General features: G+C 72.5%; 22 protein-coding genes. 14 read left to right on the forward strand and 8 right to left on the reverse strand.

Annotated elements, in window-relative coordinates:
- Nucleotides 1-242 precede the first annotated feature (242 nt).
- The 9 genes from infC (at nt 243) to ACIP63_RS31745 (ending at nt 10124) form a co-directional block, all read left to right on the forward strand.
- Nucleotides 243-950 (forward strand): translation initiation factor IF-3, encoded by a 708-nt coding sequence (gene infC / locus ACIP63_RS31705; RefSeq protein WP_401522619.1) that lies wholly within the window; start codon nt 243-245, stop codon nt 948-950.
- A 120-nt stretch (nt 951-1070) separates the two neighbouring features.
- Entirely contained in the window at nt 1071-1265 is a 195-nt protein-coding gene (rpmI, locus tag ACIP63_RS31710; protein ID WP_099176763.1) for a 50S ribosomal protein L35, read from the forward strand.
- A gap of 114 nt (nt 1266-1379) precedes the next feature.
- A complete protein-coding gene (gene rplT / locus ACIP63_RS31715) occupies nt 1380-1763 on the forward strand; it encodes a 50S ribosomal protein L20 (RefSeq protein WP_003970214.1) in 384 nt (127 codons plus the stop codon).
- A gap of 162 nt (nt 1764-1925) precedes the next feature.
- Nucleotides 1926-2762, forward strand: coding sequence for a TrmH family RNA methyltransferase (locus ACIP63_RS31720; protein WP_401522623.1), 837 nt, complete (start codon nt 1926-1928; stop codon nt 2760-2762).
- 136 nt (nt 2763-2898) lie between these two features.
- Nucleotides 2899-4053, forward strand: coding sequence for an ATP-binding protein (locus ACIP63_RS31725; RefSeq protein WP_401522625.1), 1155 nt, complete (start codon nt 2899-2901; stop codon nt 4051-4053).
- A 116-nt stretch (nt 4054-4169) separates the two neighbouring features.
- Nucleotides 4170-5297 carry a phenylalanine--tRNA ligase subunit alpha gene (gene pheS / locus ACIP63_RS31730; RefSeq protein WP_033304472.1) on the forward strand — a complete coding sequence of 376 codons (1128 nt, stop codon included), beginning with the start codon at nt 4170-4172 and terminating at the stop codon, nt 5295-5297.
- A complete protein-coding gene (gene pheT, locus ACIP63_RS31735; protein ID WP_401522629.1) occupies nt 5297-7807 on the forward strand; it encodes a phenylalanine--tRNA ligase subunit beta in 2511 nt (836 codons plus the stop codon). The genes pheS and pheT overlap by 1 nt, the downstream gene beginning before the upstream one ends.
- A 358-nt stretch (nt 7808-8165) precedes the next feature.
- Nucleotides 8166-9506 (forward strand): transcriptional regulator, encoded by a 1341-nt coding sequence (locus ACIP63_RS31740; RefSeq protein WP_401522631.1) that lies wholly within the window; start codon nt 8166-8168, stop codon nt 9504-9506.
- Nucleotides 9507-9593: 87 nt separating this feature from the next.
- The gene (locus ACIP63_RS31745; RefSeq protein ID WP_401522633.1) at nt 9594-10124 is read left to right on the forward strand and encodes an NUDIX domain-containing protein; all 531 of its coding nucleotides are present in this window, start codon (nt 9594-9596) and stop codon (nt 10122-10124) included.
- Between the two features lie 67 nt (nt 10125-10191).
- On the opposite strand, the gene ACIP63_RS31750 is transcribed toward ACIP63_RS31745, so the two are convergent.
- On the reverse strand, nt 10192-11052 hold the full coding sequence (locus tag ACIP63_RS31750) for a 3-hydroxybutyryl-CoA dehydrogenase (RefSeq protein WP_401522636.1): 861 nt from the start codon (nt 11050-11052) through the stop codon (nt 10192-10194).
- Nucleotides 11053-11248: 196 nt separating this feature from the next.
- Between ACIP63_RS31750 and ACIP63_RS31755 the strand changes: the two genes are divergently transcribed.
- Entirely contained in the window at nt 11249-12511 is a 1263-nt protein-coding gene (locus tag ACIP63_RS31755; RefSeq protein WP_401522639.1) for a glycoside hydrolase family 10 protein, read from the forward strand.
- A 97-nt stretch (nt 12512-12608) separates the two neighbouring features.
- Here ACIP63_RS31755 and ACIP63_RS31760 read toward each other — a convergent pair whose 3' ends face one another.
- Together ACIP63_RS31760 and ACIP63_RS31765 are read right to left on the reverse strand one after the other, a co-directional pair.
- Nucleotides 12609-12812, reverse strand: coding sequence for a DUF1918 domain-containing protein (locus tag ACIP63_RS31760; protein WP_401522641.1), 204 nt, complete (start codon nt 12810-12812; stop codon nt 12609-12611).
- A gap of 42 nt (nt 12813-12854) precedes the next feature.
- The gene (locus ACIP63_RS31765) at nt 12855-13826 is read right to left on the reverse strand and encodes a DMT family transporter (protein ID WP_401522643.1); all 972 of its coding nucleotides are present in this window, start codon (nt 13824-13826) and stop codon (nt 12855-12857) included.
- On the opposite strand from ACIP63_RS31765, the gene ACIP63_RS31770 reads away from it, so the two are divergent.
- The 4 genes from ACIP63_RS31770 (at nt 13825) to ACIP63_RS31785 (ending at nt 17610) form a co-directional block, all read left to right on the forward strand.
- Nucleotides 13825-15285 (forward strand): PLP-dependent aminotransferase family protein, encoded by a 1461-nt coding sequence (locus ACIP63_RS31770; protein ID WP_401522645.1) that lies wholly within the window; start codon nt 13825-13827, stop codon nt 15283-15285. The genes ACIP63_RS31765 and ACIP63_RS31770 overlap by 2 nt on opposite strands.
- Complete coding sequence (locus ACIP63_RS31775; RefSeq protein WP_401522648.1) at nt 15282-15719, forward strand: GNAT family N-acetyltransferase; 438 nt, start codon at nt 15282-15284, stop codon at nt 15717-15719. Before ACIP63_RS31770 ends, ACIP63_RS31775 begins: the two co-directional genes overlap by 4 nt.
- Nucleotides 15720-15788: 69 nt before the next feature.
- Nucleotides 15789-16364, forward strand: a complete 576-nt coding sequence (locus tag ACIP63_RS31780) for a histidine phosphatase family protein (protein WP_401522650.1) — start codon at nt 15789-15791, stop codon at nt 16362-16364.
- Nucleotides 16365-16458: 94 nt separating this feature from the next.
- Nucleotides 16459-17610 carry a serine hydrolase domain-containing protein gene (locus tag ACIP63_RS31785; protein ID WP_401522651.1) on the forward strand — a complete coding sequence of 384 codons (1152 nt, stop codon included), beginning with the start codon at nt 16459-16461 and terminating at the stop codon, nt 17608-17610.
- 7 nt (nt 17611-17617) lie between these two features.
- Here ACIP63_RS31785 and ACIP63_RS31790 read toward each other — a convergent pair whose 3' ends face one another.
- From ACIP63_RS31790 to ACIP63_RS31810, 5 genes are all read right to left on the reverse strand, one after another.
- Complete coding sequence (locus ACIP63_RS31790; protein ID WP_401522654.1) at nt 17618-18286, reverse strand: response regulator; 669 nt, start codon at nt 18284-18286, stop codon at nt 17618-17620.
- Nucleotides 18283-19578 carry a sensor histidine kinase gene (locus ACIP63_RS31795; protein ID WP_401522656.1) on the reverse strand — a complete coding sequence of 432 codons (1296 nt, stop codon included), beginning with the start codon at nt 19576-19578 and terminating at the stop codon, nt 18283-18285. The genes ACIP63_RS31790 and ACIP63_RS31795 overlap by 4 nt, the downstream gene beginning before the upstream one ends.
- Complete coding sequence (locus ACIP63_RS31800) at nt 19571-20758, reverse strand: acyltransferase (RefSeq protein WP_401522659.1); 1188 nt, start codon at nt 20756-20758, stop codon at nt 19571-19573. The genes ACIP63_RS31795 and ACIP63_RS31800 overlap by 8 nt, the downstream gene beginning before the upstream one ends.
- The gene (locus tag ACIP63_RS31805; protein WP_401522661.1) at nt 20751-21710 is read right to left on the reverse strand and encodes an alpha/beta hydrolase; all 960 of its coding nucleotides are present in this window, start codon (nt 21708-21710) and stop codon (nt 20751-20753) included. Before ACIP63_RS31805 ends, ACIP63_RS31800 begins: the two co-directional genes overlap by 8 nt.
- A gap of 129 nt (nt 21711-21839) precedes the next feature.
- Nucleotides 21840-22619 carry a LysR family substrate-binding domain-containing protein gene (locus tag ACIP63_RS31810; protein ID WP_401522663.1) on the reverse strand — a complete coding sequence of 260 codons (780 nt, stop codon included), beginning with the start codon at nt 22617-22619 and terminating at the stop codon, nt 21840-21842.
- Between the last annotated feature and the right edge of the window lie 11 nt (nt 22620-22630).

A 22630-nucleotide genomic window follows, 5' to 3' on the forward strand; every position in this document is an offset into this window, starting at 1 on the left:
GACCGGCCGGACACCTATGTGACCGGCCCACAAGTGGAGGCTCCGATCTCCCACCTGACCGTCCTCAGGGACGGCGGGTCACCGGTCAGGTGGCAGCCATCGTTCCGTACGGACGATGGGGCCGCCCGATTGCGCCCCGCGGTAGCACGCGGCGGTGTTCCGGTAGTTCCAGGAGCCCCGCCTGTGTCCCGTCCGGGGCGTTTCTGTTTTCCCGGCTCGGTTGGTCATACATAAGACGTTACGTGGCTGTCCGCCAGGCGGTCGCGTGGTGCTACCGAGGAGGATCCATCAGCGCCGAGCCCCGCATCAACGACCGGATTCGCGTTCCCGAGGTGCGACTTGTCGGTCCCAGCGGCGAGCAGGTCGGGATTGTTCCGCTTGCCAAGGCCCTGGAGCTCGCACAGGAGTACGACCTCGACCTGGTCGAGGTGGCGGCGACAGCCCGTCCCCCCGTGTGCAAGCTCATGGACTACGGGAAGTTCAAGTACGAGTCGGCCATGAAGGCCCGTGAGGCGCGCAAGAACCAGGCGCACACGGTCATTAAGGAAATGAAGCTCCGGCCGAAGATCGACCCGCACGACTACGACACCAAGAAGGGTCACGTCGTCCGGTTCCTCAAGCAGGGGGACAAGGTCAAGATCACGATCATGTTCCGCGGTCGTGAGCAGTCCCGCCCCGAGCTGGGCTTCCGGCTGCTCCAGCGTCTCGCTTCGGACGTCGAGGACCTCGGGTTCATCGAGTCCAACCCGAAGCAGGACGGCCGGAACATGATCATGGTTCTGGGCCCGCACAAGAAGAAGACCGAAGCCATGGCCGAAGCCCGCGAGGCCCAGGCCGCCCGCAAGGCGGAGCGTCAGGGATTCACCCCCGACGCCGAGTCCGAGGGTGACACCGCTGAGGCCCCGGCCGCAGCGGCCGAGGCTCCGGCCGAGACACCTTCCGAGGCGTGACCTCCGGGGGCCGCCACCCAGGCGCCCCCGGGTCCCTCGGAAACCACCCAAAGATCTGACGCCCCTGCAGTCCGGTGCCCGCACCGAGAGGGGCGCCACTGACGAGGAGATAACGGCGCGATGCCGAAGAACAAGACGCACAGCGGTGCCAGCAAGCGCTTCAAGATCACGGGCTCCGGCAAGGTGCTGCGCGAGAAGGCCGGCAAGCGCCACCTGCTCGAGCACAAGTCCTCGAAGAAGACCCGCTCGCTGACCGGCACGGTCGTCGTGGCTCCGGCCGACGCCAAGAAGGTCAAGAAGCTTCTCGGCAAGTGAGGCGCCGCCTCCGGTGAACCCGGAGGCGCGACCTCGATCCGACCGGGACCAATTCGTTTCCGGGTCCGGTGAGTCCTCCCTTCGACCACCTGACCCCGCTGCAAGGAGTTAAAAGTGGCACGCGTCAAGCGGGCGGTAAACGCCCACAAGAAGCGCCGGGCGATCCTCGAGGCCGCCAGCGGTTACCGCGGTCAGCGTTCGCGCCTGTACCGCAAGGCCAAGGAGCAGGTCACCCACTCCCTGGTCTACAACTACAACGACCGCAAGAAGCGCAAGGGCGACTTCCGTCAGCTCTGGATCCAGCGCATCAACGCGGCCGCCCGCCAGAACGGCATGACGTACAACCGCCTCATCCAGGGTCTGAAGGCCGCCAACATCGAGGTGGACCGCAAGATCCTGGCCGAGCTCGCGGTCAACGACGCCAACGCGTTCGCCGCCCTCGTCGAGGTCGCTCAGAAGGCCCTCCCGAGCGACGTCAACGCCCCGAAGGCCGCCTGATCCAGGCAGTACTTCCGTCGTTCCAGCGTTTCGAGCCGGACCCGCAGGCGCGCGCCGTCTGCGGGTCCGGTGCGTTGCAGCACGTGTCGCGTACGTAGTCAGCCGTACGCGGAGAAACGTACGCAGAGAAGCTGACTTACGCAGAGAGGCTCGCCGCCGACCATGGGCACCCCCGAACTGATCTCCGCGCGGTCACCGCGAATCGCCGCCGCACGCCGGCTGGCCAGGCGCAACTTCCGCGGCAAGGAGCGCAGGTTCATCGCCGAGGGGCCGCAGGCCGTGCGGGAGGCCGCCGCGCACCGGGGTACCGACGGCGAACCCACGCTGACCGAGCTCTTCGCCACCGTCGAGGCGGCCGACCGGTACGCCGACATCATCGACGCCGCGCGCGGGGCCGGCGCCCGGGTGCACCTCGCGGACGGCGACGTGCTCGCCGACGTCTCGCAGACCGTCACCCCCCAGGGGCTGATCGGCGTCTGCCGGTTCCTGGACTCGCCCTTCGAGGACATCCTGGCGGCGAGGCCCACCCTGGTCGCCGTCCTCGCCCACGTACGCGACCCCGGTAACGCCGGCACGGTGCTGCGCTGCGCGGACGCCGCGGGCGCGGACGCGGTGGTGCTCACCGACGCCTCCGTGGACCTCTACAACCCCAAGTCCGTCCGTGCCTCCGTCGGCTCGCTCTTCCACCTTCCGGTGGCCGTAGGGGTGCCCGTGGAGCAGGCCGTGCAAGGGCTCCGGGGCGCCGGTGTGCGCATCCTGGCCGCCGACGGCGCGGGCGACGACCTCGACGACGAGCTCGACGCGGGCACCATGGGCGGGCCCACCGCCTGGGTCTTCGGCAACGAGGCGTGGGGCCTCCCCGAGGAGACCCGCGCCCTGGCCGACGCCGTGGTCCGGGTCCCCATCCACGGAAAGGCCGAGAGCCTCAACCTCGCCACCGCCGCAGCCGTCTGCCTCTACGCCTCCGCGCGGGCCCAGCGCCCGCGGCGGGCCGGCTGACCCCCGGGACCCACCGGCCTGTACCGGCCACACCCCGCCGGCGGCGCCCCGGAGGGTGTCGCCCGGCCGCCACCGCCTAGTAGGGTGACGAACTCGGGGGCCCACTGCACCGGTTCGAGAGGTGGGGTACGGGAAGATGGCTGTCGGCATGAGCAGGCCGCGAGCGACACACACGGCCGCCGTGCGCGCCCTCTCCGACGGAGCCGGCGGAAGCCAGGCCGTCGGTGACCCCGTGACGGGCATCGACCCGGACGATCTGCCGGACGGTCTCGTCGTCGCCGACGAGAACGGCAAGGTCATCTGCTTCAACGCGGCCGCGGCCCGGATCACCGCCACTCCCGCGGCCGAGGCGCTCGGCCGCTCCCTCGACCAGGCGCTGCCCCTCGAGGACCTCAAGGGACGCCGCTGGTGGGCCCTGACCGACCCGTACGGCGGCCTCGCCACCCGGGTCGGCCAGCCCGAGCGGAATCTGCTCCTTCCCGGCGGCCGCGAGGTCCTGGTCTCCGCCCGGTACGTGCGCGAGGCCCCTACCGGCCCGGTCCGCCGGCTCGTCGTGTCGCTGCGCGGCACCGAGGCGCGCCGGCGCACCGAGCTCAGCCACGCCGAGCTGATCGCCACCGTCGCCCACGAGCTGCGCTCCCCGCTGACCTCGGTCAAGGGTTTCACCGCCACGCTGCTGGCCAAGTGGGAGCGGTTCACCGACGACCAGAAGCGGCTGATGCTGGAGACCGTCGACGCCGATGCCAACCGGGTCACCCGGCTCATCGCCGAGCTGCTCGACATCTCCCGTATCGACTCCGGCCGGCTCGAGCTGCGCCGCCAGCCCGTCGACATCGCCGCGGCCGTCGAACGCCACATCCAGGCGCACACGGCGAACGGCCAGGCGCCCGACCGCTTCCTCGTCCACACCCGGCAGCCGCTGCCCGCGCTCTGGGCGGACCCCGACAAGGTCGACCAGGTCCTGGGCAACCTGCTGGAAAACGCGGTGCGGCACGGCGAGGGAACCGTCACTATCGATATCGCCCCCGCATCCGCACCGGGCAAGGACGACGAGAGTGGAACGGCGGTCACCGTGAGCGACGAAGGGCCCGGCATCCCCGAGGAGTCGATGGCCCGCGTCTTCACCCGCTTCTGGCGGGGGAGCAAGCGCGGCGGGACCGGCCTGGGCCTGTACATCGTCAAGGGCATCGTCGAGGCGCACGGCGGGACGATCACCGTCGCCCGGGCACCCGGCGGCGGCGCCCAGTTCCGATTTATCCTGCCCGTGAGCATGCCGGCCTACCTGGCTTAGGCGGCCCACGGGCTTCTTCGCCTCTCGGCGGCCCGTAGACTCGACTTTTGGCACCTTTGCGTCCTCAGTCGTCGAACCAGGGTCGCGCCACCAGCCAATCGGAAGCACGGGAAGAGATGTCGGCACCGAACAAGTCGTACGACCCAGTCGAGGTCGAGGCACTGAAACCGGAAGAGATCGAGCGCATGCGGGACGAGGCGTTCGCCGCCTTCGCCGCCGCGGGCGACCTCGACGCGCTCGCCCAGGCGAAGACCGCGCACACCGGTGGTACCTCGCCCCTGTCGCTCGCCAACCGCGAGATCGGCGCCCTGCCGCCGCAGGCCAAGGCCGAGGCGGGCAAGCGCGTGGGCCAGGCCCGCGGCGCCGTCTCCAAGGCGCTGGCCGCCCGGCAGGCGGAGCTGGAGGCCGAGCGTGACGCCCGGGTGCTGGTCGAGGAGGCGGTGGACGTCACCCTGCCCTACGACCGCACTCCGGCCGGTGCGCGCCACCCCCTGACGACCATCATGGAGCGCGTCGCCGACGTCTTCGTCGCCATGGGGTACGAGATCGCCGAGGGCCCCGAGGTCGAGGCGGAGTGGTTCAACTTCGACGCCCTGAACTTCGTGCCGGACCACCCGGCGCGGCAGATGCAGGACACCTTCTTCGTCCAGGGCGCCGACGGCGCCAAGGGCGACGAGTCCGGTGTCGTGCTGCGGACGCACACCTCGCCCGTCCAGGCCCGTTCGCTGCTCAGCCGTAAGCCCCCCGTCTACGTGGTCTGCCCCGGCCGGGTCTACCGCACCGACGAGCTCGACGCCACGCACACCCCGGTCTTCCACCAGATCGAGCTGCTCGCCGTCGACGAGGGCCTCACCATGGCCGACCTCAAGGGCACCCTCGACCACATGGTCCAGGCGCTCTTCGGCCCGGACATGAAGACCCGGCTCCGGCCGAACTTCTTCCCCTTCACCGAGCCGTCCGCCGAGATGGACATGGTCTGCTACGTCTGCCGCGGCGAGTCCGTCGGCAACCCGGACCGCCCCTGCCGCACCTGCGGCAGCGAGGGCTGGATCGAGCTCGGCGGCTGCGGCATGGTCAACCCCAAGGTGCTCGTCGCCTGCGGCGTCGACCCCGAGAAGTACAGCGGATTCGCCTTCGGGTTCGGCATCGAGCGGATGCTGATGTTCCGCCACAACGTAGAGGACATGCGAGACATGGTCGAGGGTGACGTCCGGTTCACCCGGCCGTTCGGGATGGAGATCTGATGCGCGTCCCGCTTTCCTGGCTGCGGGAATACGTCGACCTGCCGGCGACCGAGACCGGCCGTGACGTACAGGCCAAGCTCGTCTCCGTCGGCCTCGAGGTCGAGACCGTCGAGCAGACCGGCGCCGGCCTCAAGGGCCCCCTGGTCGTCGGACAGGTCCTGACCATCGAGGAGCTGGAGGGCTTCAAGAAGCCCATCCGCTTCTGCACCGTGGACGTCGGCACCGCCAACGGCACCGGGGAGCCGCAGGAGATCGTCTGCGGCGCCCGTAACTTCTCCGTCGGCGACAAGGTCGTCGTGGTCCTCCCGGGCGCCGTGCTGCCCGGTGACTTCGCGATCGCCGCGCGCAAGACGTACGGCAAGACCTCGCACGGCATGATCTGCTCGACCGACGAGCTCGGCATGGGCGACGACGGCACGCACGGCATCATCGTGCTGCCGCCGGAGTTCGAGCCCGGCACCGACGCGATCGAGCTCCTGGAGCTCGTCGACGAGGTCCTGGACATCGCCGTCACGCCGGACCGGGGCTACTGCCTCTCCATGCGCGGCGTCGCCCGTGAGACCGCCATCGCGTACGGGCTGCCGCTGCGCGACCCGGCGCTCCTGGACGTGCCCCCGCCCAACGCGCACGGCTACCCGGTGAAGGTGTCCGACCCGTTCGGCTGCAGCAACTTCACCGCGCGTACGGTCACCGGCCTGCGGCCCGAGGCACGCTCCCCGATCTGGATGCAGCGCAGGCTGCAGAAGGCCGGGATGCGCACCGTCTCGCTGGCCGTCGACATCACCAACTACGTGATGCTGGAGCTCGGCCAGCCGCTGCACGCCTACGACCGCACCCGCGTCGCGGGGACGATCGGGGTGCGCCGCGCGCAGCAGGGCGAGAAGCTCACCACGCTCGACGGCGCCAAGCGTGTCCTGGACGCCCAGGACCTGGTCATCACCGACGACCGCGGGCCGATCGGCCTCGCGGGCGTCATGGGCGGCGCCGACACCGAGATCGCCGACCACGCCGAGGACACCGGGACCACCGAGGTCGTCATCGAGGCGGCGCACTTCGACGCGATCGCCATCGCCCGGACCGCGCGCCGCCACAAGCTGAGCTCCGAGGCGTCCAAGCGCTTCGAGCGCGGTGTCGACCCGCAGGCCGCCGCCGCTGCCGCGCAGCGCACGGTCGACCTGCTGGTCCTCCTCGCGGGCGGCACGGCCGAGGCCGGCGTCACGGAGATCACCGCCCCGTCCGCCCCCCGCACCATCGCCATGCCGGCGAACCACCCCGACCGGGTGGCCGGAGTGGCGTACGGCCGCGAGACCGTCGTACGCCGTCTCCAGCAGGTCGGCTGCGACGTCTACGGCCAGGACGAGCTGATCGTCACGGTGCCGTCGTGGCGCCCCGACCTCGCCGAGCCGAACGACCTGGCCGAGGAGGTCATCCGGCTGGAGGGGTACGAGAACCTCCCGTCGACCCTTCCGACGCCGCCCTCCGGACGCGGGCTCACCGACCGCCAGCGGCTGCACCGCCGCGTCGGCCGTGCCCTCGCGGGCGCCGGTTACGTCGAGGCGCTGAGCTACCCGTTCATCGGCGAAGCCGTCCTCGACCAGCTCGGCCTGGAGAAGGACGACGCCCGCCGCCGTACGGTCACCCTCGTCAACCCGCTCTCCGACGAGGAGCCCGCGCTGCGCACCACGCTGCTGCCGGGCCTGCTCGGCGCACTGCGGCGCAACGACGGCCGCGGAAGCCACGACCTGGCGCTCTTCGAGACCGGCCTGGTCTTCAGGCCGACCGGCGAGGAGACCAAGGCCGTCCGTCTGCCGGTCGACCGCCGGCCCACCGACGAGGAGATCGCCGGACTGGACGCGGCGCTCCCGCGTCAGCCGCGCCGTGCCGCCGTCGTCCTCGCGGGCGCCCGTGAGCAGGCCGGCTGGTGGGGCAAGGGCCGCCCCGCCGACTGGGCGGACTCCGTCGAGGCGGCGCGCACCATCGCCCGCGAGGCGGGCGTCGAGGTGACGGTCCGCGCCGACCGGCACGCACCGTGGCACCCCGGCCGCTGTGCCGCGCTGTACGTCACGGTCGACGGCCAGGAGACCCTCTTCGGACACGCGGGCGAACTCCACCCGCGCGTCATCAAGGAGCTCCACCTGCCCGAGCGGACCTGTGCCATGGAGGTCGAGCTCGACGTCCTGGAACAGGCGGTCGACGGTGCGCTCCAGGCGCCCCGCATCTCCACCTTCCCGGTGGCGACCCAGGACGTCGCACTCGTCGTCGCGTCGGACGTGCCCGCAGACGCGGTGGAGAAGGCCCTGCGCGAAGGCGCCGGCGGTCTGCTCGAATCGCTCCGGCTGTTCGACGTCTTCACCGGCGAGCAGATCGGTGAGGGCAACAAGTCCCTGGCGTACGCGCTGCGGTTCCGTGCCCCGGACCGCACGCTGACCGTGGAGGAGGCCTCCGCGGCCCGCGACGCCGCGGTCGCCCTGGCCACCGAGCGCACCGGCGCGGTGCTGCGCGGCGCGTAGGCGTACCGGCGGTGAGAAGGGGCGTATCCGGCCACCGGATACGCCCCTTCTGTTCTCGCGGGACGGCCCGGGGACCGCACACGGGCCTCCTGTCATCGGGGCAGTGGGCTGTGCGGTCCGGCGCCGCCCGCCCTGCCACGGAGTGTCGGGCAGGCCGGCAGAACGAACGGCGCGGGGGCGGGTCGTCGAACTGTTACGAGGGGGAGCCGACGACCCGGCCGCCTCTTGCGAGGAGCTCATTCAACCGAGCGGCGCCCCGGCGCGGCAGAGCGCACAGCAGGATGGTTCGGGCATTCCGTTCACACCCCGTGTGAATCGTGCTGCACTAGGCTCATCGCGACGCGCACATGGGGGGGCGATGGAGCCCAATGTCCTGCTCGAATCCCTGATCGACGAGGCGGGTGTGTCCCGCGCCGGGCTCGCCGGTCATGTCAACCAGGCCGGCCGCGCCCGCGGGCTGTGCCTGCGCTACGAGCACACGGCGGTCGCCCGCTGGCTCAAGGGCCAGCGCCCGCGCGGGCAGGTCCCCGACCTGATCTGCGAAGTGCTGGCCGGCCGGCTGGGCCGGCCCGTCACGCTCGACGACATCGGCATGGGGGTCTCCGGCGTCCACACGGCGACCCGGAGCGCCGGTCTGTCCGGGTTCGTGGAGCACGCGACGGCCTTGTGGCGCTCCGACGAACAGCAGCGTCCCCACCTCACCACCGCCCCCGCCGTGACGGGCACGACAGCCGTGATGCCGGTCTGGGAGTGGGAGAACCCGCCCGAGGACACCGATGTCTCACGCCCCGGGCCGTCCCGCGTGAGCATGGCGGACATAGCGATGCTCCGCGCGGCCCGGGCGCACTACGAACAGATGTACCGAAAGGCGGGCGGCGTCGCGACCAGGTCCCGCATCGTCGGCTTCCTCAACGCCGAGACCGCGCCGCTGCTGCGCGGCGGGTACAGCGACGCCCTGGGCCGTCAGCTCCACCGCGCGACCGCCGGACTGGTGGCCGTCGCCGGCATCTGCGCCTACGACTCCGACGCCCATGGACTCGCCCAGCGCTACTTCCACCAGGCGCTGCGCCTGGCCAAGGCCAGCGGGGACCGGGGGCTCGGCGGCTATGTGATCGCCCTGCTCGTCAACCAGTCGCTGTACCTGGCCGAATTCCGCCGGTCCGTGGCCTTCGCCGAGGCCGCACTGCGCGCGGCGGGCCCGCACATCACCCCGGCCCTCGCCACCGATCTGCACGCGATGCAGGCCAAGGCCTACGCCCAGCTCGGCGACCACCGCAGCGCCCTGGAGTGCATCCGCCGCGCCGAGACCGAGGCCGGCCGCATCCGGAGCGGGGGCGAGCCGGACGAGACGGGGTACGTGCAGCCGGGCCTCGTCAACGTTCAGGTGGCGGAGGCGCTGCTGTGCCTGGGGGACCTCCCCGGTGCCCGGGAGCACGCCACCGCCGCCGTACGCTCCCCGGCGCACGACCGGGGGACCGTGCACCGGCTCGCCATGCTGACGCATCTCGAACTGCTCCAGGGCGAGGCGGACAAGGCGGCCCGCACCGCCTCGGAAATGGCGGAACGCGCCCGGGGCGTGGAGTCCCAGCGGCTCCGGGACCGGCTCCGCTCCGTACGGGAACATCTGGCCGCGAGCGGCAGCGCCGACGCCGCGGCGGTGGCCGGTCTCATCGACGGGGAGCTGCGCGTGCCCCTGTGAGCCTCGCCCCGGGAGCCTCCACACGTTCCCCTGAGAGGCGGACCCTGCTCCGATATTGCCATCGACCAGTCGGAAGGTGGCAGAACTGTGCAGTGGGCAAACTTAAACGAACAGACTGTGTACGAGAACCGCTGGTTCCGGGTCAATCTGGCGGATGTCGAACTCCCGGACGGCCGCCATCTGGACCACTACCTCATCCGCCTCCGGGCCGTCGCCGCGGCGACCGTCGTCAACGAGGCCGATGAGGTCCTGCTCCTGTGGCGGCACCGCTTCATCACCGACAGCTGGGGCTGGGAGCTGGCTGCGGGTGTGGTCGAGGACGGCGAGGACATCGCCGCCGCGGCGGCGCGGGAGATGGAGGAGGAGACCGGATGGCGCCCCGGCGAGCTGCGACCGCTGATGACCGTGGAACCGGCCAACGGCCTCGTCGACGCCCGGCACCACCTCTTCTGGTCCCGCGAGGCGACGTACACCGGTCATCCGGCGGACGACTTCGAGTCCTCGCGCCGCGCATGGGTCCCGCTCAAGCTCGTGCCGGACATGGTCGCCCGCGGTGAGATACCGGCGGCCGGCATGGCGGCGGGACTGCTGATGCTCCATCACATGCGGCTGGGCTGACCGCATATGACGATGCGGCGGGTGGCCCGGCAGATCCCGGACCACCCGTCGCACCCGCACGGGCGGCTCACTCGTAGGGGTAGAACCCCGAGCCCGTCTTGCGGCCGAGCCGGCCCGCGTCGACCATGCGCTGGAGCAGCGGGGGAGCGGCGTACAGGGGCTCCTTGTACTCCGCGTACATCGAGTCGGCGACCGAGGCCACGGTGTCCAGGCCGATCAGGTCGGCGAGCTTGAGCGGGCCCATCGGGTGGGCGCAGCCCATCTCCATGCCGTTGTCGATGTCCTCGCGGCTGGCGATGCCCGACTCGAACATCCGGATCGCCGAGAGCAGATACGGGATCAGCAGGGCGTTGACGACGAAGCCCGACCGGTCCTGGGCGCGGATCGCGTGCTTGTCCAGCACGGTCTGCACGACGGCTTCCGCACGCTTTATGGTCTCGTCGGACGTCGTCAGCGCGGGGATCAGCTCGACGAGCCGCTGCACCGGGGCCGGGTTGAAGAAGTGGATGCCGATGACCTGGTCCGGCCGGGAGGTCGCCACGGCCAGCTTCACCAGCGGGATGGAGGAGGTGTTCGAGGCGAGGATCGCGTCCGGACGCGTCACCACCTGATCGAGCACCTGGAAGATCTCCGTCTTGACCTGCTCGTTCTCCACGACGGCCTCGATCACGAGATCGCGGTCCGCGAATTCGCCGAGGTCCGTGGTGAAGCTGAGACGGGCGAGGGTCTCGTCCCGCTCCTCCGCGGTGATCTTGCCGCGTTCGGCGGCCTTGGAGAGGGAGTTGTGGAGCCGCGTACGCCCTATCTCCAGGGCCTCACCCGTGGTCTCGGCCACCTTGACCTCGAGGCCGCTGCGAGCGCACACCTCCGCGATGCCTGCGCCCATCTGGCCACAGCCCACCACTCCGACGCGTGCAATGTCGGCCATAGAGTCCGTCACCTCGTGCCTTTCGCTGATCTCGTGCGGCAGTTCCCGTTTGATTCCGGTGCCCGCCTCGACCCCACGACGTTACTCCGCGATCCGGCTCCGGCGAGCTGCGGGTCCGGCGGTCCGTGAGCGGGCATGATCTGTGTCACGCACTGCCGACGTGACACACGGGAACTGAGAGACGAAAGGTACACAGATGCCTCGTATGGGCCGGAGGTCACTGGTGATGGGAGCGGTCGGCACGGCGGCCGCGCTGATGACAGCGGGTGATGCCGCCGCCGTGCGCGGACCCGGAACCCCCCGGCCCGGAGGCCGGGGTCGCAGGGCGGGCGAGGGGGAGTTGCGCGGTGTGTGGATCGCCACGGTGGCCAACCTGGACTGGCCCTCGGCGCCGGGCCTGAGCGCCGCGGCCCAGGAGGCCGAGCTGATCGCGCACCTGGACCGAGCGGTCGCCCTGCGGCTGAACGCCGTGGTCCTCCAGGTCCGGCCGAGCGCCGACGCCCTGTGGCCCTCGTCGTACGAGCCGTGGGCCCAGTGCCTGACCGGTGTCCAGGGCAAGGACCCCGGCTGGGACCCGCTGGGCACGGCGGTGCGTGAAGCGCACGCCCGCGGTCTGGAGCTGCACGCGTGGTTCAACCCGTACCGGGTCGCGAACCACACGGACCCCTCCCGTCTCGTCGCGTCCCACCCCGCGCGGCTCCACCCGGACTGGGTCCTGCCGTACGGCGGGAAGCTCTACTACAACCCGGGGCTGCCCGAGGTCAGGGAGTTCGTCCAGGACGCGATGCTCGACGCGGTGAGCCGCTACGCCGTCGACGCGGTGCACTGGGACGACTACTTCTACCCCTACCCGGTGGCCGGCCAGGTCTTCGACGACGACGCCGCGTACGAGCTGTACGGCGACGACTTCGCGGACAAGGCGGCCTGGCGCCGCGACAACACCGACCGGCTGGTGCGCGAGACGTCCGAGCGGATCAAGGAGGTCAGGAGCGGCGTCCGGTTCGGGATCAGCCCCTTCGCGGTGTGGCGCAACGCCGCGACCGATCCGCTGGGCTCCGACACCGCGGCCGGCGTGCAGACGTACGACGATCTGCACGCCGACACCCGGAAATGGGTGAAGGAGGGCTGGATCGACTACATCTGCCCGCAGATCTACTGGAACATCGGCTTCTCCGCCGCCGACTACGCGAAGCTGCTGCCGTGGTGGGCCGAGACGGTCCGCGGCACCGGCGTCGGCCTGTACATCGGGGAGGCGCTCTACAAGGCCGGCGACCCCGCCCAGCCCGCCGCCTGGCAGGACCCCGCCGAACTCTCCCGGCACCTCGACTTCGCCGCGGGCCATCCGGAGGTGGGCGGCCATGTCTACTTCTCGGCGCGGCAGGTGAAGTCCGACCCCATCGGGGCCATGGCCCGGGTGGTGGCCGACCACTACCAGGTCCGGGCCCGCACGCCCCGCTGACGGGAAGCGCCGGAACCGCCGGAAGCGCCGGACTCACGCCTCACACGGCCCGGACGCGAGGGCCGGGGACCGCTCGTGCCCCCGGCCCGCGCGCGCTCTAGCGGTCCCGGTCCTCCGGGGCGGTGTGCTGGACGACGCTGTCGGGGCCCGGGGACCTGATCGATTCGTGCCCGTCCTCGAAGCGCAGGCGGTACGGGGGGCTGCCCTCGTCACCGAGCACCTCGACGATCTCTGCGACCCGGTCGTGCTGCCCCACGGTCCTGCCGTGCGTCAGCAGATGGTCGCCCGTGTGTGCCTCCATCGGGAGTGACCTCCTCACGGGTGGCGGTCCATGTCGACAAGTCTATGTCTCCATGGACGTGTCGGCTTTCGTGCGGCCCGCGCCGCGGCTCCCCGCCCGCTGGGTGACGGCGATGCAGACCAGGACGGCCACCGCCGCCACCGGGGCGGCGGCGGACACCCGCTCGCCGAGGGCGAGGAACGACCAGACCAGGGTGAGCAGCGGCTGCGCGAGCTGGAGCTGGCTGGCGCGCGGGACCCCGATCTCCGCCATGCCCCGGTACCAGACGTACAGCCCGAGGAAGGTCGATCCGGCGGCCACCCAGACCAGCCCGACGACCCCGTGCGCCGTGAGGTGCACCGGTTCGTACGGCAGCGCCACCGCCGCACCCGCCAGGGCGAGCGGCAGGCAGAGGACGAGGGCCCAGCCGATCACCTGCCAGCCCGGCATCACCCCGGCCAGCCTGCCTCCCTCCGTGTAGCCCGCGGCGCAGACGAGCAGCGCCCCGAACAGGTACAGATCGCCGCCGGAGAGCGAACCGCCGCTCTGCTGGACGGTGAAGACGATCACCACGGCCGCACCGGCCAGCGCCGCGGCCCAGAAGGCGCGCGGCGGGCGGGAGCCGGTGCGCAGTGCCGACAGGAGCGCCGTCGTCAGTGGCAGCAGCCCCACCACGACGGCCGCGTGCGAGCTCGTCGAGGTCTGCAGGGCGAGCGTGGTCAGCAGGGGGAAACCCACCACCACGCCGCCCGCGACGACCGCGAGACCCGCCCAGTGGCGTCGCGCGGGCAACGGGACCCGGCCGACGAGCAGCGCGCATCCGGCGATCAGCGCCGCGAGCACACTGCGCAGCGCGACCAGGGACCAGGGGCCGAAACTCTCCAGGCCCCACACCGTCGAGGGGAAGGTCAGCGAGAAGGCGAGGACGCCGAGACCGGCGAGCAGGACGCCGCGCCCGGGGGAGCGGCGCGCCGGGGGTGGTCCGACAGCGACCGCTATCGTCGTCTGTCCAGTAGCGCTATTCTGTACTGTCATGAATGAGCGTAGCAGTGTGTCCGAACTGGTGAAATCCCTGAAGGGTGAGCTGGACCGCTACTCTCCTGGTGGGAAGCTGCCGTCCAGTCGGGCACTCGTCGAGCGCTTCAAGGTGAGTCCGGTGACCGTCTCCCGGGCCGTCGCGCAACTCGCCGCCGAAGGTCTGGTCGTCACCCGCCCCGGATCCGGAGCCTTCCTGGCCGAGGCCCGCACGGCCGCACCCGCTCCGGGTGACACCTCCTGGCAGGAGGTGTCACTCAGCGGGGACAGCGGGCCCGAGGTCGTGCCCCGCACCGTCGACGCGTCGGGGGTCCTCGTCACGCTCGCCGAACCTCCGTCCGGTGTCATCGAATTCAACGGGGGCTACCTCCACCCCGGCCTCCAGCCCGAGCGGGCCCTGGCCGCCGCCCTGGCCAGGGCCGGCCGCCGTCCGGGAGCCTGGGGCAGGCCGCCCACCGACGGGCTGCCCGAGCTGCGCGCCTGGTTCGCCCGGGAGATCGGCCCCACGCTCACCGGTGCCGACGTCCTGATCACGGCGGGAGGGCAGAGCGCCCTGGCCACCGCGCTGCGGGCGCTCGCCCCGCCAGGAGCCCCCGTCCTCGTCGAGTCACCCACCTACCCCGGCATGCTGGCCGCCGCCCGCGCCACCGGCCTGCGACCGGTCCCCGTGCCCATGGACGCCGACGGGGTGCGGCCCGACCTGCTGGAAGCGGCGTTCCGGGCCACCGGGGCGAGGGTCTTCGTCTGTCAGCCGCTCTTCCAGAACCCGACGGGGGTGATCCTCGCCCCGGAACGGCGCGAACGGATCCTGCGCGCCGCCCGGCAGGCGGGCGCCTTCGTCGTCGAGGACGACTTCGCCCGCCACCTCGTCCACGCGGACGCCGGCCCGCTGCCCGAGCCCCTCGCGGCCCACGACCCGGACGGCGTCGTCGTCCATGTGCGCTCCCTCACCAAGATCACATCCCCCAGCCTCCGCGTCGGCGCGCTGGCCGCCCGTGGGCCCGTCCTGGAACGGCTGCGCGCCATCCAGGTCGTCGACAGCTTCTTCGTGCCCCGCCCGATCCAGGAGGCCGCGCTCGAACTGGTGGGCTCCCCGGCCTGGGAGCGCCATCTCCGTACCGTGGCCGCCGAGCTCGGCAGCCGCCGCACCGCGATGACGGCGGCGGTGCGCACCCGGCTGCCCGAACTCGCCCTGCCGCACGTGCCGTCGGGCGGCGGCATCATCTGGCTCCGGCTGCCCGGACCGGTGGCCGGCGAGCCCGCCCTGGTCTCCGCCGCCCTGCGGGCCGGAGTGGCGGTCGCGCCCGGCCGCCCGTATCACTGCGCCGAACCCCCCGCCGGACACGTCAGGCTGAGCTTCGCGGCCGTTTCTGGACCCGCCGAGATCGCCGAGGGGGTGCGCAGGCTGCGTAAAGCGGTCGACGAACTGCGGGCGCCGGGCGATAGCCTCCCGGGATGAACGGCAACGACACCGCCGAGCGGTCCTACGAGATCTCCGACGACCCCACCCGGATCGACGCGGCACGCATCCATCACTGGCTGTCCACGGACGCCTACTGGGCCCTGGGGCGCACCCGCGAACAGCAGGACCGGGCGATAGCGGGCTCGCTCAACTACGGTGCCTACGACCTCGTTTCGGGCGAGCAGGCCGCCTACGCACGCGTGATCACCGACCGCGCCTCCTTCGCGTGGATCTGCGACGTGTACGTCGACCCCGCGGCCCGCGGCCTCGGTCTCGGCACCCGGCTCGTCACCGCCGCCCGGGACGAGCTGACGCCGCTGGGTGTGCGCAGGTTCCTGCTCGCCACCAAGGACGCCCACGGGGTGTACGCGAAGCTCGGATTCACCCCGCTCGCCGAACCGGACATGTGGATGTCCCTCCAGGTGAGCTGAGCCGCGGGGCAACGCACGTGGCGGGGGGCCCTCTTGACCGGGGCGGCGTAGGGCCCCACGATCGCGCGCATGAGTGTTCGGGTGTCCCTCGTCGCCGCAGCACGCAGCTCCGCCCTCCTCGCCGAGCGTTTCGACGACGACCGGCCGCTCGACCACGCCGGCTGGCGCGAGGTCCAGCTCGCCGCCCACGCCCTGGTGCGGCTCGGTGCCGCCGAGCTGCGCTACTGCTCACCCACCCCGCGCAGCCGCGCGACAGGCGACGCCCTCGGATTCGCCCCGCTCGTCCAGCTCGCGCTGCGCGACTGCGACATGGGCCGCTGGAGGGGGTTCACCCTGTCCGAGGTCGCCGCCCGCGAGCCGGACGCCGTGGACGCCTGGCTCGCCGACCCGCGCTCCGCCCCGCACGGCGGCGAATCCCTGCTCGCCTTCATCACCAGGGTGGGGAGCTGGCTCGACACCCGCCCGGTCCAGGAGGGGGCCGTCGTCGCCGTCGCCGAACCCGCCGTGGTCCGTGCGGCCCTGGTGTACGCCCTCAAGGCCCCGCCGTCGACGTACTGGAACGTCGACGTGCGCCCGCTCGCCCCGGTGACGATCACCGGGCTGCCCGGCCGCTGGAGCCTCAGCCTCGAAGCGCTTCCACGCTGACCGGATCACCCGGTCGAAGGAACGCCGTGTACGGCACCTTCCCGCCAGTCCGACCAGTCGGTATGGTGCGGGGCACCGAGACGAGGAGAGAACCGTGACGCAGATCCAAGGCCACTGTGACGAGCGGTTCGCCGCGGTGCGCGACGCGTTCGCGGCGAACTTCGCCGAACGCGACGAGCTGGGCGCGGCGGTCACCGTCCTGCTCGACGGACAGCCCGTGGTGGACCTCTGGGGCGGCTGGGCCGACGGGGCACGGACCCGCCCGTGGGAGCGGGACACCCTGGTCAACGTCTGGTCCACGACGAAGGGCCCGACCGCGCTCTGCGCCCACGTCCTCGCCGACCGCGGTCTCCTGGACCTGGACGCTCCGGTGGCTGCGTACTGGCCCGAATTCGCCGCCGCGGGCAAGGAGTCCGTACGCGTGCGCCACCTCCTCTCGCACCGCTCCGGGGTCGCCGGACTGCGCGACCCGCACACCCTGGCCGAGCTCTACGACTGGGAGCTCACCACCGCCCGCCTCGCGGCCACCGAGCCCTGGTGGGAACCGGGCACCCGCTCCGGCTACCACGCGATCTCGTACGGCTTCCTCGTCGGCGAGGTCGTCCGCCGGATCACCGGACTCCTGCCCGGGGAGTTCCTGCGGAAGGAGATCACGGGCCCGCTCTCCATCGACTTCGCCGTCGGCCTCCCCGAGAAGGACGCCGGCCGGGTCGCCGAACTCGTCCAGCCGAAGGCCGTCTCCCGCGAACAGGCCGCCCTGTTCGCCACGATGGAGCCGCTCGCCATCGCCTCCCTCCTCAACCCCGGCACGGGCATCGCCGCCGCCAACACCCCCGAGTGGCGGGCCGCCGAGATCCCCGCCGCCAACGGCCACGGCACCGCCCGCGCCGTCGCCTCCCTCTACGGCATCCTCGCAGGGCGGGGCAGCCTCGGCGGCCGGAGGATCCTGTCCCAGGAGGCGGCCGAGCGGGTCCGCGAGGGCCAGGGCGCCTGCCGGGACCTGGTGCTGGGAGCGGGCTTCGCCCACGAGACGGAGCTCGGCCTCGGCCTCTGGCTGAGCGGCCCGAACGCGTCGTACGGCCCCAACCCACGCGCCGTCGGCCACGACGGGGCGGGCGGCTCCAGCGGTCTCGCCGACCCGGAGGCCGGGATCGCGCTCGGTTACGTCATGAACCGCATGGGCCCCCACATCGCCGACGACCCGCGCAAGATGGCGCTGGTCGACGCGGTGTACGGAGCCCTGTGAGCCGCGGTCAGTAACCTGCCGGGCGCACCAGCCCCGACTCGTACGCGAACACCGCGGCCTGGGTCCGGTCGCGCAGGCCCAGCTTCACCAGGATCCGGCTCACATGGGTCTTCACGGTCTGCTCCGCCACCACCAGGCGCACCGCGATCTCGGCGTTCGACAGGCCCTGCGCGATGAGGGACAGCACCTCGGTCTCGCGTTCCGTGAGATCGCCGACGCGCTCCCTGCCGGGAGCGCGCGGTCCGGCGCTCACCCTGGAGAACTCGGCGATCAGACGCTTGGTGATGTTCGGGGCGAGCAGGGCGTCACCCGCCGCCACCACCCGTACGGCCTGGGCGAGTTCGGCGGCCGAGGCGTCCTTCAGCAGGAATCCGGAGGCCCCCGAGCGCAGCGCCTCGTACACGTACTCGTCGAGATCGAAGGTGGTCAGGACGAGGACCCTGGGGGCTCCGCCGGGCGCCTCGGTGATGCGGCGGGTCGCGTCGATGCCGCCGAGGCGGGGCATGCGTATGTCCATCAGGACGACGTCGGGGGCGAGTTCGGCCGTCTTCTCCAGCGCGTCCAGACCGTCCACCGCCTGCCCGACGACCTCGATGCCGGGCTCGGCGTTCAGCAGCACCGTGAAGCCCTGCCGGACCATCATCTGGTCGTCGGCGATCAGTACGCGGATGGTCATGCGGGGTCCTCCAGGGGGAGCGTCGCAAGTACCTCGTAACCCCCACCGGGGGTGCGGCCGTGGGCGAGTTCGCCGCCCAGCATCGCGGCGCGTTCGCGCATGCCGAGCAACCCGTGCCCCACTCCGCCCGGCCGTGCGGCGGGCGTGACCGGGGCGGTGTTGGTGACCCGGACGGTGACGGCGGCTGAGTGGTAGCCCACCTCGACCCGGGCGCTCGCGCCGGGCGCGTGCCGCATCACGTTGCTGAGCGCCTCCTGCACGATGCGGAACGCCGACAGCTCCACCCCCGGCGGCAGCGGCCTGGGCGCACCCGTCGTCTCCACCGCCACCCCGGTACCCGTGCTCCGCACCGTGCCGACCAGCTCGCCGAGGCTCTCCAGGGAGGGCTGCGGGGCGTGCCGCAGCCCGTCCGCCACGGCGTCCTCCGAGCGCAGCACACCCAGCACCCGGCGCAGCTCCGCCAGCGCCTCGACGGCGTTCTCCCGTATGCCGGCGAGGTTCTCCCGGAGCTCCTGGGACGGATTCTCGACCAGGTGCGGGGCGACCTGTGCCTGGATGGAGATCACGGACATGTGGTGGGCGACCACGTCGTGCAGTTCGCGTGCGATCCGGTTGCGTTCCTCCAGGAGGGTGCGCCGGGACCGCTCCTCCTCCGTGAGTTCGGACTGCTCGACCAGCTCCGTGCGGGCCACCCGCAGGGCGCGCAGCGCGGCACCGGTCACCACGGCTGTGAGGAGGGCCAGTGCGCCCACGCCCAGGGAGTAGTGGTGCGGCCTGACGGTGAAGCCGGCCGCCGGCCCCGCCAGCAGACTCAGCGCGAGCGCCAGACCCGCCCGCCGGGGACGTACCCGGAGCGCCAGCAGGAACAACGCCCCGCTCTGCAGGGCCATCTCGGGCCCGGTCCACGGAAACAGTTCGCCGGGCGACGTCACGGACGCCGCGATCCGCACGCTGACGACCATCAGCACCAGGGACGCCCACCAGGCGTACAGGGGCTGTGACATACCGGCGAGGAGCGCCAGCGCCTGAAGCACGACGAGGAGCACCGCGTATTCGGGCACGGCGGCACCGTTCGGGACCAGGTCAGGAACGTGCCACACGGCGACGGTCGTCGCCGCGAGCGTCAGCAGCACTCCGAAAGCGGGCCGCCAGACCGGTGATCCGGGTGCGCCCATGGGTGGTACGGGATCGACGGGGGCGGTCCACAGATCCTCGCGCAGCATGCGCGGCAGCCCGCGCAGCGTCGCCTCGACCCGTCCCCCGACCCCCGTCATGCCGCTCAGCTTAGACATGGCGCGACTCCGGGGTCCGGGCAGGGGAACCGGACCGTACGACCGTCGAACGGCCGCCGCCCCGCTGCTCGTACGCCCCGAACGCGGACCGGCACACCAGCAGCACAGAGGCGAAGACCGGCAGCCAGCCGAGCCTGGCGAACACCCAGCCGGGTCCGTCGGGGACCGTGTGGAGCCCGGGCAGCGGGCCGCCCAGGAACAGGGCCGTTGCCGTGACCACGATCATCGCGGTCTGGTGCCACAGGAACACGGTCATCGCGGACAGGTTCAGCAGAGCCACCACCGCCCACAGGGCGGGCCGCGCGAGAGCCCGCCGCAGGCGCCCGAGCAGCAGCAGCGCCGCACCGCACTGCGCGAGGCCGAAGGTGACGGCGGCGAGCGTCGGCGGGTCGAGGTTGGAGAGCGCGCCGCCCGGCACCCCGACCATGGACGCGGGGTACCCGGCGAAGAGCACCAGCCCCGCCGCGGCCGCCGCGCCGCCCACCAGCAGCACCCATCCGGTGCGCCGGTCGCGGAGCCCGCCCCGTGCCCAGGCCGCTCCCAGGCAGTAGGGGACCAGCCAGCCCGCGACGACGTTGAGCCCGCCCAGAGCGGCGGGGCCGTCGAAGCCGAGCCGGACCAGGTCGACGCACAGGACGACGGTGAGCGGCCACAGCGGGTGCAGCCGCGCCACCAGGGGGGTCGCCGCGGTCAGGGCCGCGAACACCAGCAGGAACCACAGGGGCGACCAGACCAGCTTGCCGAGCGCCCGTACCGTGCTCTCGTCCACCCCCGAGGCCAGCATCACGCCGGCCGCCACCGCCCATACGCCGGTCAGGACGGCGACCGGCCGGAACAGGCGGCCCATCCGGGTCCCCAGCCAGTGCCCGTAGGACTCGCCCCGGGCCCGGGCGGAGGCGTACCCCTGCGTGCCCACCCGGCCGCCCACCAGGAAGAAGACGGCGAGCGTCTGGAACACCCAGGAGACGGGGACGAGCCCCGGCATGTGCTGGAGCGGACTCGCGCCCCGCACCGTGCCGCTGTCGGCGACCAGCGCGGTCACCAGCCAGTGGCCGCACACCACACCCAGGATGGCGAAGGCGCGCAGCGCGTCGACCGCCCGGTCGCGGTCCCGGGGCGTCGCCGCGTCGATCCGCCGTACGAGGCCTCGTACGTCCGCCCGCCGCACGAGGTCACGCATGGCGGCCCCCGGCCGTGCCCGCGACGATCCCGGCGATGCTGCGCAGCGATACGGACCCGCGTGCCAGGTAGTCGCTGTGGCCGGCGTCGCCGGCGTCGAAGAGCTCGGCGCCGAACTCCGGTGACACCGGGTCCGTCCCGAACCCGACGGTGGCGAACGGCAGCGGGAGCTCGACGTGGGGGACCCCGGCGATCCAGTCGTCCCCGCCGATGCCCGCCCGCACCGTCGCCCGGGTGTGCAGGGCGGCGGCGCTCCCGGCACCGGTGCCGGGACTTCCGTACAGCACGATGTCCGCGACATCGAGTCCGGACGCGGCCCGGGCGCAGACCACCGAACCGTAGGAGTGGCAGAGGACGGAGACCCGGGCGGCGGGCCTGGCCGCGCCCAACTCCCGTACGAAGGAACGCAGTCCGGGAGCCGCCTCGTCGGCCAGGGCCGATGTCAGGGAGGACGGGCCCAGCGTGGTGGGCGTCCGGTAGCCGAGCCAGGCGACGACGGCGGACCCGCTGCCCACCTCGTCCAGGAGCGCCCCGGCGCCACGCCGGAAACGCGCGTAGTGATCGAGGTCGACGCCCGCACCCGGCACGAGTACGGCGATACGCCGGGCCCGGGACAGATCCCCGAGTACCTCCGCGCCGCGGCCGCCGTCACGCCCGTCGAACATCAGGAAGGTGCGCCCCGGGCCCGCCATCGCGGTGAGCGTGGCGGCCCGTCGCCGGTCGCCGTGGCGCGCCGCCATGTCCCGTGCCGCCCGGATCTCCTCCCGGCCCGCCGCGTACCTGGCCTCCAGCGCGGACGGCCGCGTCGTGCTCAGCGGGGCGAGGGCGGCCGGGGCGGGCGCCGGAACGGCGGCGGGGCGGGCCGCGCCCGACACCGGCAGCGCCACGGACGCGGTGACGAGTGCGGTGAGCAGGGCGCGCCGAGCGCGACTGTTCCGTGGGCGGGGCGCCATGGGGAGTCCTTCCGTACCGGGTCTCGTTGAATCCGGTACCGAAGTTATGGACCGACCCGTGTGGTCGGCGTCCCGCTCGGGAGCGCACCTGGCGCGTAGCTCCGAAGTACTACGGGTAGGGGGTGCCGCCTACGGCCGGCGGCGGGGCTTCCCGCGCTTGGCGCCGCCCTTGGGGTTCTTCGCGCCGCCGGAGCCGCCCCGGGAGGTCTTGCCCGCCGCCGGTTTGCGCGGGGCGCCGCCGCCCTTCCTGCCGGTCTTCTTCTCGGCGCGCCCGGCCTTGGGCTGCGGCGGCGTCGGGGCCCGGCCCCGGGTGCTGTTGACGGTCCGGCCCCGGACGATCCCGATGAACTCCTCCACCAGGTCGGTCGTCTTCTCCTCCGGCCACGACAGGGCGATCCGTGACTCGGGGACGCCCGTCAGCGGCCGGTAGGTGAGGTCCTTGCGGTGGTGCAGCCGGGCCAGGGACTGCGGGACGACCAGCAGCCCCACCCCCGCCGCCACCAGCTCCACGGCGTCCGCGGTCGTGGGCGGCCGCTCGAACGCGGGCCTGCCGGGCGGACGCTCCCAGTCGAGCGGGTCGTCGAGGGGGTGCAGCACGATCTCCTCGGCGAGATCCTCGGCCGACATCTCCTCGACTGCCGTCGCGGCGTGGTCCTTGGGGATCACGACCACGGTCGTCTCGGTGTAGAGGGGGATCGCGCTGAGGTCCGTACGGTCGACGGGCAGCCGCACGAAACCGGCGTCCGCGCCGCCGTCGCGCAGCAGAGCGGCGGCCTCGGCCGCGGGCACGCCGACAAGGGTCAGCGGGGTGTCGGGCAGCCGCTCGTTCCAGATCCGCACCCACTTGGTCGGGGTCACGCCCGGGACGTAGGCGAGCCGGAACGCAGGGGGTACTTCCGAGCCTGTCACCCCGCCAGGTT

It is taken from the genome of Streptomyces sp. NPDC088746 (genome assembly GCF_044751065.1).
Lineage (GTDB): Bacteria > Actinomycetota > Actinomycetes > Streptomycetales > Streptomycetaceae > Streptomyces.